The organism is Niabella digestorum (assembly GCF_036409055.1).
Lineage (GTDB): Bacteria > Bacteroidota > Bacteroidia > Chitinophagales > Chitinophagaceae > Niabella > Niabella composti.
In genome coordinates, this window is the sequence record NZ_JAZGLY010000004.1 from 144,412 (window position 1) to 157,962 (window position 13,551).

At 41.2% G+C, this 13,551-nt stretch carries 10 protein-coding genes; 2 read left to right on the forward strand and 8 right to left on the reverse strand.

Going from position 1 to position 13,551, the window contains the following annotated elements; translation table 11 throughout:
* Positions 1-5 precede the first annotated feature (5 nt).
* On the reverse strand, positions 6-3,284 hold the full coding sequence (locus tag V2H41_RS08125; protein ID WP_330974644.1) for a SusC/RagA family TonB-linked outer membrane protein: 3,279 nt from the start codon (positions 3,282-3,284) through the stop codon (positions 6-8).
* A 137-nt stretch (positions 3,285-3,421) separates the two neighbouring features.
* Entirely contained in the window at positions 3,422-4,993 is a 1,572-nt protein-coding gene (locus V2H41_RS08130) for a glycerol-3-phosphate dehydrogenase/oxidase (RefSeq protein ID WP_330974645.1), read from the reverse strand.
* A 334-nt stretch (positions 4,994-5,327) separates the two neighbouring features.
* On the opposite strand from V2H41_RS08130, the gene V2H41_RS08135 reads away from it, so the two are divergent.
* Together V2H41_RS08135 and lptB are read left to right on the forward strand one after the other, a co-directional pair.
* A complete protein-coding gene (locus V2H41_RS08135; RefSeq protein ID WP_330974646.1) occupies positions 5,328-6,845 on the forward strand; it encodes a GH3 auxin-responsive promoter family protein in 1,518 nt (505 codons plus the stop codon).
* Between the two features lie 77 nt (positions 6,846-6,922).
* Complete coding sequence (gene lptB, locus V2H41_RS08140; RefSeq protein WP_330974647.1) at positions 6,923-7,696, forward strand: LPS export ABC transporter ATP-binding protein; 774 nt, start codon at positions 6,923-6,925, stop codon at positions 7,694-7,696.
* Between the two features lie 231 nt (positions 7,697-7,927).
* Here the strand turns inward: lptB and V2H41_RS08145 are convergent, their stop codons facing one another.
* From V2H41_RS08145 to V2H41_RS08170, 6 genes are read right to left on the reverse strand one after another with little or no spacing between them, the layout of a single operon-like run.
* Positions 7,928-8,767 carry an SDR family oxidoreductase gene (locus tag V2H41_RS08145; protein WP_330974648.1) on the reverse strand — a complete coding sequence of 280 codons (840 nt, stop codon included), beginning with the start codon at positions 8,765-8,767 and terminating at the stop codon, positions 7,928-7,930.
* A gap of 28 nt (positions 8,768-8,795) precedes the next feature.
* Positions 8,796-9,341: an LPS export ABC transporter periplasmic protein LptC gene (gene lptC / locus V2H41_RS08150; RefSeq protein ID WP_330974649.1), complete on the reverse strand. Its 546-nt coding sequence runs from the start codon at positions 9,339-9,341 to the stop codon at positions 8,796-8,798.
* A 45-nt stretch (positions 9,342-9,386) separates the two neighbouring features.
* On the reverse strand, positions 9,387-10,787 hold the full coding sequence (locus tag V2H41_RS08155) for a BamG family beta-barrel-assembly machinery protein (RefSeq protein WP_330974650.1): 1,401 nt from the start codon (positions 10,785-10,787) through the stop codon (positions 9,387-9,389).
* Positions 10,780-11,508, reverse strand: coding sequence for a type III pantothenate kinase (locus V2H41_RS08160; RefSeq protein WP_330974651.1), 729 nt, complete (start codon positions 11,506-11,508; stop codon positions 10,780-10,782). Before V2H41_RS08160 ends, V2H41_RS08155 begins: the two co-directional genes overlap by 8 nt.
* Before the next feature lie 53 nt (positions 11,509-11,561).
* Positions 11,562-12,197, reverse strand: coding sequence for an LON peptidase substrate-binding domain-containing protein (locus V2H41_RS08165; RefSeq protein ID WP_330974652.1), 636 nt, complete (start codon positions 12,195-12,197; stop codon positions 11,562-11,564).
* A 45-nt stretch (positions 12,198-12,242) separates the two neighbouring features.
* Positions 12,243-13,466, reverse strand: coding sequence for a glycosyltransferase (locus V2H41_RS08170; RefSeq protein WP_330974653.1), 1,224 nt, complete (start codon positions 13,464-13,466; stop codon positions 12,243-12,245).
* Positions 13,467-13,551 lie beyond the last annotated feature (85 nt).

Genomic DNA, 13,551 nt, shown 5'->3' on the forward strand with positions numbered 1-13,551 from the left:
AAAGATTAAAGTCCAATGGATAAATTAAAACCTACAGTGCGGGTAGATGGGAATTGCCCCACTTCAAAACCTCTAACAATATCAGTACCGCTAAGTGTACCAAACTCAGGATCAAACATGGGCCATGGAGACCAAATAAACAAGTTTCGACCGTAGATACCTACTGACGCAGATTTCAGTCCAATCTTCTTCAATAATTTGGGTCTGAGACTGTATATCAGGCTAGCTTCTCGGAATTTGAGAAAATCTGTTTTAAATACGCTACCCTCTGCATTATAGGCTCCCATGTGATATCTGTAATACTCATCGATGTCTATAGCTACCACATCATTCTTTCTGTATCCTACTACGTTACCATCAGCATCAAATACCTCCAACACACCATTACCGATTATACCGTTATAGCGTCCGGGTAATGTTACCTTCAGCTTACCCTGTTCCACCATCTTGTAGTGTGTCAAGGAGTAAGAAACAGCTCCCAATTGTGCATCGAACAATACTTTCAAGCTAAGTCCCCTATAGCTTAGCGTATTACCCAAGCTCATTTTGTATCTAGGAGTGGTATTTCCTAAGTAGATGATTTCCTCGGTAACTTTAGGGAATCCGGTAGTAGGATCGTAGATTACCTGTCCATCCGGACTACGCTGATATCCTAAGCCATACACATCGCCCATACTACCGCCTATCGAAGCTACAATCTGGCCGCTGGCTATTTGTCCAGCTCTTAACAATACCGCACTATCCGGCATGGAAACAATTTTGTTTCTATTGGTAGAGAATGTGGCAAACATTGTCCAATTAATGCCGTTTTTCCTTACAATAGGCTTACCGTTAATTGCTACTTCCACACCGCTGTTATTTACCTGACCGGCATTGATTACAGCCGCATCGTATCCTGATGAGCGGTCAACGGTTCTAGTAAGAATCTGATTGTTGGTTTTGCCCCAGTATACTGCCACGTCCAGACTTAATCTTCTTTTGAACATTTGTATTTCCGTACCCAGTTCAAAAGTGGTAGTCTTCAGTGGTTTTAAGTTTTCATTAGGCAAAATTCGAGGGTTTATTAAAGCACTGTCAGGATAGGTACCATTACGTGCCAACGGATAAGTATATGCCGTGCGATAAGGAGTGGTAGAACCACTACCTACCTGAGCCAGTGATGCTCTAATCTTTGCATAGTTAATATAAGAAGGCAGTTTAGCAACATCAGACAGCACAAAGCTAGTATTAATAGAAGGATAGAAGAATCCTACATTATCCGTTCTTTTGGCTGTTGCCAACACACTATTCCAGTCGTTTCTTCCGGTAAGTTCTACAAATAGATAGTCCTTATAACTTAAGTTAACAATACCGTACAAGCTATTGATCTGATATCGGCTGGTATCCGGAATATATACCAAATTATGCATGGCATATTTATAATCGTAGATTGCCGGATAAGGAGATGTAAGTACGGAATCAGGCAAACGAATCAATAAGGAATCAGGCATATGCAAACCATCAGCTCTTACATCCGACTTGTTGTACTCGTTTCTCAGCTGGCTACCCCCGAAAGTTAAACCCAAGTTCAGGTCTTTTTTTATGTCCTTATTATATCGGAACAGGAAGTCAAAGCTCTTTTCCCAGCTACGAATATCCTGCTTTCTCACAGAACCATAAGGCAAGCGCGAACCGGCATCATATGGACGATCCTGCTCGCGGTTATCTTTCATCCAGTCAATATTACCACGCAGCATGAAGCTTAACTCCGGAGTTATTTGATAGTTGATTTGAGCACTTCCGGTAGCATTATGTCTGTTGGTTTTGTTGATAAATTCATTTACGATAGCATAAGGATTCTCTGGGAATGAACTATAGGGGTATTCGATTTTTTTATACTCGTTACCGATTTCCCAGTAATTTTTCAACCAGTTGAGGTCAGCATTCGGTTGCCAGAAGATATACCAATACATCAATGACTGGTTACCATAACCCGCAGCTGGCAAGTTGTCACTCTTTCTGTTACCGTAGTTGGCCTTAATGGAGAATTTTATTTTTTTAGTAATATCTGTAGTAGATGATAACGCTAATGACTTTCTCACAAAACCGGTATTCGGAACAATCCATGAGTTATTTTGAAGACCACCAGACAAGCGAAGTGAAGTGGTTCCGAATTTACCATCAAGAGTGAGGTTGTTAGACAGGTTATTTCCTACATTCCAGAAATCGTTGATATTATCGTAGGGTATCCATGGTGTTCTTTCTGTTCCCCTAGCCTGTGTTACAGGATCGTACTGATAGAAATATTGTCCATTAAAACGAGGACCATATGCAGAACTGGTACCGCTGGTGCTAGAACCGTCTTCACTAGCTCCGTAAGAATAATAAACAGCACCTCCCAGACCTTGACCATATTCATACTGAAGATCGGGATAGCGGTTAACAGATTCTAAAGAACCATTTGAAGTAAAGCGAACGCTCAACTGACCCTTTTTCTTGGTTGCTGCAGATTTGGTGGTAATGATAATAGCACCATTGGCGCCTCTTTGTCCATACAACGCTGCCGCAGCCGGACCTTTCAACACCGAAACACTTTCGATATCTTGAGGGTTAAGGTCGTTGAGTGAGCTACCATAGTCTGCAGGTAGGTTATCACTGTTAGTAGCGTATACGTTGTCTGACGCATTGGCCGAACGACGTCCACTACTGTTATTAATAACCACTCCATCCACTACAATCAGCGCTTCATTTTCACCGGTAAGGTTGTTTTCACCACGCAAAATAATTTTGTTGGAGCCTGCAGGACCAGAGCCGGAGCGTACCATGTCCAATCCCGCTACTTTACCGGAAAGCGCATCAGTCCAGTTGGAAGCCACCGCTTCGGTAAGCTGTGAGCTATCAATTTTGGTAAGAGCGTAACCCAAGGATTTTTCTTGTCGGGTAATACCCAAAGCGGTTACTACTACATTTTCCATACTTCCGGCATCACGCTCGAGTGTTATGGAAAGATTAGATTCATTCTTTAATACTATATTCAGGGCTTTGTACCCCACACCGGTAAATACCAGCGTTTCGCCTGTACTGGCCTGAATAGTAAATGAACCATTTTCACGAGTCATTACGCCCCGCGAAGTTCCCTGCACTTGAACGCTGATATTGGGTAAAGGCTGTTTATCATCGCTGCCTATAACCACACCAGTTATTGTTCTTTGCTGGGCAAAAGCAACTGCCGACAGCATAACAAGCAATTGCAATAAAAGAGCCAATCTGGCCTTTCTCACTGCAGTTTTTAGAAAAAGAATCATTGCTATTTGATTTAAGTTTTTCGCAAAAAAAGAATTTTACCTTTCTCCGGAAAGCAAGCCAAACATTCTTAACGATATTATCATTTATCGATAACAATAAAATAATCAGCTGATGTAAACAGCAATCGTTGTGTCAATTAACTTAACTGATACTCTTTCGCAAGCGTTTCATAATCGTTAATCTGTTTCTCCTTCCAATCGTTACTTCTTCCTAATTCACTGGCAATTATTTCAGCAACCTTCCGGCAGATGCGTACGCTTTCTTTAGCGTCCAGCAACAAAGCCCTGGTTCTTCTGGCCAAAACATCTTCTACAGTCCGAGCCATTTCATTACGCACTGCCCAGCGCACCTGCATTTCATGAATTTTCAAACTTTCACTTAACCAGTTATTGGCCGTACCATTTATGTTGTTTTTCAATAATGGCATATCGCTACCATAGTAGTAAAGAGGGTCATCCCAATTGATTTGCTCTACAAATCCGTGAATCTTCTGATGACTCGTTTGGCTTTTCTTATGCGGCCAGCCTAACTGTTTTTCTATGGCATCCACCATATCTTCTCCCATCTTCCTGAAGGTGGTCCATTTACCACCGATAATAGTAAACAGGTTCGACGGAGAGACTACTATCTTATGGCTTCTCGAAATTTCTTTAGTTTTCTGAGAACCTTTCTGCGGGGCAGCAAGTGGCCTAAGCCCTGCAAACACACTCAATACATCTTTCCGTGTAGGGGGTTGGGTTAGATATCCTGCAGCCGTTTGCAACACAAAGTCGATTTCTTTTTCCAACGCCTTTGGTTCCAGACTAGGTTCTCCTACCGGCGTATCAGTAGTTCCGATTACCACCTCATTATGCCAGGGCACTGCAAACAATACACGTCCGTCACTGGTTTCGGGAATCATGAGCGCATGCTGCGATGGTAAAAACTTTTTATCAACGACAACATGTATTCCCTGGCTTGCAACTACGGTGGGTTCTGCATCCGGATCGTCCATCTTTAAAATACCATCTACAAATACCCCAGTGGCGTTCACAACAGCCTTAGCCTTTACACTGTAAGTTTGCCCCGATTCTACATCCACCATAGTGGCCCCAGACATGAAGCCGCTATCGTCTTTTCGAAGACCCACTACTTTCATGTAATTCACTACCACACCTCCGTTCTCTGCAATACTCTGCGCCAAATTGATCGCTAGGCGTGAATCATCAAACTGACCATCATGATATAACACCCCGCCAATCAACCCTTCCTGTTTTACACCGGGTAAAGCATTTATCGTTGCCTCTCTGGAAATAAATATAGATTTCCCTAACGACAATCTACCGGCAATCCAATCGTAAACTTTTAAGCCAATCGTATATTTTATTCTATCCCAGAAATTATATATCGGTATTACGAAAGTTTGATTCTTTACCAGATGCGGAGCATTCTTCTGCAGTAGCCCTCTTTCGATACATGCTTCACGCACTAATTTTACATCGCCCTGGGCCAAGTATCTTACACCACCATGTACCAGCTTGGTACTTCTACTAGAGGTACCCTTCGCAAAGTCCGCTTGTTCTACAAGCAAAGTTTTATATCCTCTAGAAACCGCATCCAATGCAACACCTAGGCCAGTGGCCCCTCCGCCAATTACAAAAACATCCCAGTTCTCTTGATTTTGAGCAAGCCTTTTTAATATTTCCTCTCTATTTAATAAGTGTTGCATCGATCAATTTCGTTTTACAAAAATCGAAATATTTCGAAATCAAATCTAATCATTTTTCGCAAAAATCAAAACAATTCATAAATATTAAATTATTACAGCCAGCAGTTAGAAAATTACTAACATTATCCTCTATTATGGTTTTTTTTTAACAAAAATCTAATTTTCAGCATTTTTTTGTACATGTCGATTATAGTCGCTAGGGAGGTTAAATTTTATAAAAAAGGATTTAAATTTCTTTCATTTATTTAAATATTGGCGTTACGATTTATTAAATTATAGCTCAATAGTTTTTCATTTCTAATGTTTAGTTTTATGCATTAATATTGCGATACTCATGGCACTATTAAGTCCGGCAATATCATCCCTTGCTCGCTTGCGGCACTGGCGTATTGAAGCCTGGCGTAGTCATCCTATTGATTCGCAAAGAGAGGTTATACAAAATTTGGTTACATCAGCCCAGTATACCGAATTTGGCCGTAAGCATGGATTCAATCACATTTATAATATCAGGGATTTTAAAAAAGCTGTTCCCATCAATGAATACGACGATCTGAAGCCTTACATTGAAAGAATTATGCAAGGCGAGCAGAATGTTTTATGGAATAGCCCTATCTATTGGTTCGCCAAAAGCAGTGGCACTACCAGTGATAAGAGCAAATTCATTCCAGTAAGTGAAGAATGTTTGGGGGATTGCCATTATAAAGCGGCTAAAGACGTGTTGACCATATATTATATGTTCAACCCACAGAGCAATATGCTTACGGGAAAGGGACTGGTATTGGGTGGCAGCCACAATATCAATCCGCTTAACGATGAAGCACGCTATGGCGACTTAAGTGCCGTACTGTTACAGAACAGCCCATTTTGGGGTAATTGGCTCCGCACACCGGATTTGGACATAGCGCTAATGGATAAATGGGAGGAAAAATTGGAAAAAATGGCTCGGCAAACCATGCACGAAAATGTAACATCCATTAGTGGTGTGCCTACGTGGACGTTGATTTTATTTAAACGCTTATTGGAGCTAACCGGCAAAAAGACTATAGCGGAAGTATGGCCCTCTCTAGAGTTGTATATTCACGGAGGTGTATCGTTTACACCCTACAAGGAACAATTTCACACCCTGATAGGAAAACCAATTCATTATTTGGAAACCTACAACGCCAGCGAAGGTTTTTTTGCCGCCCAAGAAAAACCTGGTGATGAAGGCATGTTACTCTTTACAGATCATGGCATCTTTCTGGAGTTTATGCCTATGAGTGAATATGGCAAAAATGATCCTCAAACAATTGGGTTGAAAGATGTAGACCTGAATACTAACTATGCACTTGTCATTAGTACCAATGGAGGGCTATGGCGCTATCTGCTGGGCGACACCATCCGCTTTGTTTCGTTAAATCCCTATAAGATTATAGTAAGCGGAAGGATCAAACATTATATCAACGCTTTTGGCGAAGAGGTGATTGTTGATAACAGTGATAAGGCCATTAGCATTGCTTGCCAAAAAACAGGCGCCATTGTAAATGATTATACAGCTGCACCCGTCTACTTCTCCAACGACTCTAGTGGAGCCCATGAGTGGCTGATCGAATTTGAAAAAGAGCCCGACAACTTTGATGCATTCGTTAAAGAACTAGATACTGCATTACAAAACACTAACAGCGATTACGAAGCCAAACGTTATAAAAACATAGCACTATCCATGCCCGTTGTCCACAATATACCTAAAGGTAGCTTCAACAAATGGCTGCAACAAAAAGGCAAATTGGGTGGACAGCACAAAGTTCCGCGTCTTTCGAACGATCGCACTTATGTGGAAGAGATTCTTAAAATGCAATCGTCATGCTCCTAACTAAAAAGTCGCTTTATTTTAACAGCTGTTGTTTGACTAATTATCAAATTAGCATGTTACTTTTGTAACCCATGCAAATGACAATTCGAACTCAAAATCTGGTGAAACGTTACGGGCAACGCACCGTTGTAAACAACGTATCCTTTGAAGTGCATCAGGGAGAAATCGTGGGATTGTTAGGTCCTAACGGAGCCGGAAAAACTACTTCCTTTTATCAGGTAGTGGGGTTGATTAAGCCAGATGAAGGTGATGTATTCCTGAATGATGAGAACATTACCAAATTGCCTATGTACAAACGTGCGCAGATGGGCATCGGCTATCTGCCACAGGAAGCTTCTGTTTTCAGAAAACTGAGCGTAGAAGATAATATTGCGGCAGTACTGGAGATGACCAAACTGAGTAAAGAAGAACAGAAGAAAAAATTGGAAGAACTGATTGCGGAGTTCCGTCTGGAGCATGTTCGTAAAAGCAATGGGGATGTATTGAGCGGGGGAGAAAGAAGACGTACGGAGATTGCTCGCGCACTAGCCGTAAATCCTAAATTTATTTTACTTGATGAGCCATTTGCCGGAATCGACCCCATTGCCGTGGAGGACATCCAAAGCATTGTTGCCCGCTTGAAATATAAAAATATCGGCATACTTATTACTGACCATAACGTAAACGAAACACTTTCCATTTGCGACAGAGCTTATTTGCTGATTGATGGAAAAATTTTCGAAAAAGGTACTGCCGAAGAGCTCGCTGCCAATGAACAAGTACGCAAACTTTATTTGGGACGAAATTTTGAACTGAAACGTAAAGATTATTTGTACGAAGAGGTAAAAATCAATACCCAAGAACCCCAATAGGTATAGTATAGAAATAAAAAAGCTGTTTCAACCATTTGTGATCGATGGTTAAAACAGACTTTTTTCCAGCCTTAGTATGACGAAAAATACAAAATTAATGCATCTCCCTATAGTCAAGGGCTTCCCTTGGGCAAAATTATAAAGGACAAAGATAAAATCAAAATTCTACTATAGATAGCTTTCTCCAATCTTTTATCAATTTATTAACCAGTTTTGCGCGCTTTTGCCATTTTATTCGCTTTTAGGGTGTGCATCTATAAATAAGTCATTATACAACGAGGCTCCTTTCACTACCGCATACTCCTCAAAATTGGTAATGCCGTTTTGTCGCAGCACTTCCTCATCGATAAAGCAGTTTCCCGTACACTCTGCAGGAGGCTGTTGCAAAATGAAGAACGCCGCATCGGCCATAATAGTGGGTTTACGGCTCATGTGAGCTAGTTTTTCACCGCCCAATAAGTTGCGTACCGCAGCGGTATCAATAGTGGTACGGGGCCATAATGCATTGGATGCGATGGAGATATTTTTAAATTCCTCAGCCCAGCCTAAGGCCATCATACTCATGCTATACTTACTAATGGTATAGGCTACATGAGGAGCCAACCATTGAGATTTGATATTGACAGGAGGTGACAGCGTTAAAATATGGGCGTGATCGGATTTTTTCAAATAAGACAGGCAAGCCTGAGTCACTAAAAATGTTCCCCGAACATTTATATCATGCATCAGGTCGAACCGCTTCAGTGGCGTTTCTTCCGTACCCGTCAGCGATATAGCTGAAGCGTTATTCACTACAATATCAATCCCACCAAAAGTTTCCACAGCTTTTGCTACGCAGTCATTTATCATCGATTCATTACGTATATCACATTGTACGGGTAGGGCTCTAGCTCCTATGGCTTCCAGTTCTTGAGCAACGGAAAAAATGGTACCCCCAAGTCTTTCATTTTCGGCCACAGATTTAGCGGCAATTACGATATTGACGCCTTCCTGGGCTAAACGCAAGGCAATGGCTCTTCCAATACCCCGGCTGGCACCGGTAATTAGCGCCGTTTTGTTTTTTAGAGACATGTTTTCTATAGTTAGCTTGAAAATTTGTTTATGGCAATGTGCCTTCCTCGGTTACGAGACGGCTGTCATGAACAGTTTTGAAAGTAATCTTCTTAAAGTCTTGTGTCGCCTCCAGTCCGTCTTTGGCCGGAATATATTGCGCAGGAGATTTCAGCAATACGGGAAGGTCGGTGTAAAATATTTCTTTGTTCTGATCCCACCATAAATCTTCGCAGAGAAGCGTATCGCCCTTGATGCTCACCACTACCACACTATCACGCAGGTAAACCTTATTCAGTTTTTCATAGTATTTACCGTATTTGCTATCCAGTCGTGTTTCAACAATTTTGCTATCGTTATAAAAATCTACATGAAGCGATTGAGGAAATTCTACATACGGAGTATCGGCATTCACACGCAGCATTACAGGAGTGATAAGACGGGCTTTTACCTGTCCCCCCTGAGATAAAAAGCTTTCCACTTTCCGAGCTTCATCTTTTTGAACAGATCTTCTATTAAGCGCCTGAATATCGCTCTCGCTGTTTTCGCACGAAAGCATCAACAATGCACCCAAAAAAATGAAAAAGTATCTCAAGGCTATGCTGTTAAAGTTGGTGCTAAGATACAATAAGCGCATTGCTTAATCCTCGAAATACTTAGTTTTTCCGATAAACCACAGATCAGTAAGGGAAAAACCTAGCGACAAGCGGTATAAATTTTCTTTTAAAATATTATCGTTATTACCGCGCTTTATAAATTCAAAACTTAGATTAACCATGCTGGCCTGATAGCGTGCTTGAGGACTGTAATTGGCAATAGGCAATCCTACTCCCACAGAAACTCCTAGTGTAGGCAGGGTCTTTTGTCTCAAATAGATGTAATCCGGCCCCGTAAAGAAACCCACTCGATACAGCGTACGACTCAGGTAGCTTTTCTTGGGTATCGGGTGAAACTCAGCACCTACTTTGGCCTGCCAATTGCTTTTTACAGCGGTATCAATTTGTCCTTCGCTTCTAAACTCCTTCCAATTATTATAGGTAAAATCTGCTCCTACGATCCACCCCGCCTCATTGGCATCGATGCCTGGTAGTTTCTGTATCGTAAATCCTCCGGTAATACTGGAGGGATATAGAATATTGCTCTTGATATTGCTGGAGGAATAAGCTGTATCAATCGGTACATTACCCAGATTAGGGTTATAAGTATATGTTTCGGCTACAAAATTGCGGGAGGTGTTGATTTTTTGTTTCCAATTACCGTAAGCACCTAACCCTACATACAAATCCTCGCCTGCTTTAAAGTGATACTGCAGCCCTGCATCAAAATATAGTCCGCCAATTGAAGTTTTATTCTCGTAATTGGCACTGGAATATCTGATGGAGTCGTTGATAAATGAAAGTCGGGTGCTGTAATCACGGTGGCCAAACATATAACCTCCGTTCACTCCTAAGCTTAAATATTGCGATTTTCCGGTTTTAAATTTCACTGCGGTTCCCAAAGAAGCTAGATATACGCCTCCTTGCCCTTCATATACCGTAGTAAAGGAGTCGATGGGCAAGTTGGTATTGGGATCGCGCATCACCCCTGTATTCTGTATTTTATAATTGATGCTGGTAAGCGGACGTAATCCGAACGCCAATCCCCAGTTCTTTCGCACAGGAACTCCCATCATAACATGGCTAAAAAGAATATTGGGAGAACTGAATTTCGACTGCGCATCTCTGTCTGTAAGAGTGCGGCTTTGAAGGTCGGCTCCAATATTAAACGCTACCCTTCCTGAACTTAACTTTCGGGAATTAGTTTCCTGAAAAGAAGAAAAGAAGGCATAACTCGCCGGGTTGGCATAGTTTACGGTATAAGCATCATTATAAGCAGCAGCTACACCCCCCATACCCCGATTAGCCACATTGGTGGTAGGTACTTGGTTTCCCAGTCCGTATCTTGAATATGGCGAATTGTCCTGCGCCAGTGCATTATAAAAAAGCAAAGTGCTAAGAACCGCTAATGCCTGGCTTTTAGAACAGCGTAATTTCCTAAGCATTGTTAATCTCACTAATAGCATATAAGCCTTTAAATATTAAATCAGGGTCGGCAAATATCCTGTTTTTAATGTGTGATGCCAAATGTTGCACATCGCCACCGGTTAATACCACGTTAAAGTTGCTAAACCGAGCCTTATACTCGTTTATAAATCCGTCCAGCTCATAAGCCATTCCCAAGATCACACCCGACAGAATATTGGAATCCGTATCATAACCAATGAGGGGAACATCAGCTCTGGGAGGTGTGTAAGGCAGCTTGGCAGTATAATGATTTAAAGCCTTGAGCCTCATCTCCAGCCCCGGAGAGATAGAACCTCCCAAAAACTCTTTGTATTTATTGATAAAGTTTAAGGTAATACAGGTTCCAAGACTAATCAATAATAAGTTTTTTCCCGGAAAAAAATGCACACCGGCAGCCAGCAAAGCCAACCTATCGGCACCAATAGTTTCAGGATGCTTGGCCGGCGTAGTAAAGGGCAGCTTTGAAGTATGGTCGAGCAAGTGAAATCGGGTATTTCTTTTCAGAATATCCTCTATTTCAGGGTTGTGCTGTACTACAGAGGATAAAATAGAATTGTCTGGTTTATAAGTAGTTATGAGGGATTCGATAGTTGCAGACGCATCATCCTGCAAGTTCAGCACCTTTACAATTTCGCTGTTTTCGAAAATGGCGGCCTTCTTGCGGGTGTTTCCAAAATCAAAACAAATAGTAACGGACATGACGTGAAAGTAGGTAGAAAAGTTGAAAATCAGAAGGTAAAGTTTTCAATTACTCATTTTACTTCAAACCCATCTGTATATCTGAAATGGCCATTCATTTGAATTTTTTCTCTGATTTTTTGAGCTTCTTCAATAGCCGGAAGCGCTTCAAAATGCTTTTTTAAATACTCCTGGCGCTGACGTTCGCTGGTAAGCTGCAATAGCTCGTACTCCTGCCACAAAGTAAGTCCCGAATGATGGGCAATATCGAATGAGGTGAGCTCTTCTTCGCTTTTGTAAAACTGTTTTTCCACCTGCAATCTAGCATGAAAGTCCCTCATCCGCTGAATGAGTGTTTTCATCATAGACTTGCTGCCCTCCCAATCATTGGGCAAATAGTTAACGATAGCACCTGAATATAATTTTTCCGGCACCGAGGGGATTACTTCCAGAACACGAAAAACTTTTTCTGCTGTGGTTTTTATATCCATCTCCCCATTGGGGTAGATCTTTACAATCTCCTGTACATGTATCAGTGAGCCATAATCCTGTATTTTTTTATCAATAACAACCGGTATTCCAAACGGCTTTTTTGCTTGATAGCACTCTGTAATGAGCTGCTGATAACGCGGTTCGAATATATGAAGGTTCAGATGCTCACCTGGGAACACTACCAGTTGCAACGGAAAAATGGGAATAAAATTGGTCATAGTGCAAAAGTAATGGCTTTTTAAGCGCTCATTCCGTTATGCAACTTAAGCAATTCCTAATATTTCATCCAATTCCCGATATACCGATTCTTTATCGAAATACTTTTCGATCATAGCGATCCCTTCCTCGCGCACTCTATTATAAAGTGTCGCATCTTCCAGCAGATTGAGAATATGTTTCACAAATGCGGCTTCATCCGCTGCCATCAGACAGCCGTTGTGTTTTTTCGCAGGCAACCCGTCCAGCCCTCTTAGCGTGCATACAACAGGTAGCCCGAAGGAAAAAGCTTCCACCACTTTCACTTTTACACCAGTGCCTTCCAGCATAGGACATATGGCAATCTTACTTTGCTGATAGTAAGTATCCAATGTTTCGGCAAAAAACACTTTGTGTACATTAGGTAAGTCGGGAATAAACTTTACGATGCCGCCGATAACACAAATCTTTAGATGTTGAGGAAGTAAGGGATATACCTTTTCAAAAAACCACTTCGCCGATTTCTGGTTGCAAGGGTTATCGCTGGCTACATAAATGAGGTCGTAGGGTTTGTCTTCACTTACTGCCACCGGCTTTTTTTCAAACATCACCGGCACAAAGAAGTGTTTTGATTTTGGTGCAAACTGCGAAAATAAATACAGTTCATCAGTGGAGATAGACCAGGTTTCATGAAATTCATTCAAGATATTCATCTCCTCTTCAAATGTAGCCCCCAACCGAAAACCTTCCCTGCTTTTATACTGACCGGTCATTAAATCATGTGTATCCATCACCAGCTTTGCCTTTCCGATGTATGGATTATTTCGTATTAGTGAAGCCCAAAACACATAGCTGATGATAATCACATCATAACTATTGGCTTTCAGAATTTCATCAAACTGTTGTCGGGCACGATGCGTTACTTCAGAGGGAATATGTGTATGAAACTTTTTCTGTTGGCGTTTATTAATAATATGCGGAATTTTTCCCTTAATAAGATATCTTAAATAGTTGCTTTTATCGTGCTTACGTTGCAAAAAGAATGTACGAAGCCCCGGGAAAAGAAGCTCCATCTTTTCTTTCTCATCCGTTACATAATTATGCTCTTCCGTCACGAAGTCAACACTGATATGGTTTTTACGGGCTTCAAAATATTGTAAAAACTGAATCGCGCGTGTAACGTTCCCGTGATTTCTATTTACAATAGGATATGGGAAAAAATACAAAATTTTAATACCTTTCATGGAATCATCAAACACAAACACTAGTATATAACGTAATATAATGAGCAAATGCAACACAAATAACTTGTGTTTTTCAACAATCAATAAATTAACATCTTTATCAGCATTTCAGACTGTGAAATGTCTTATTCAT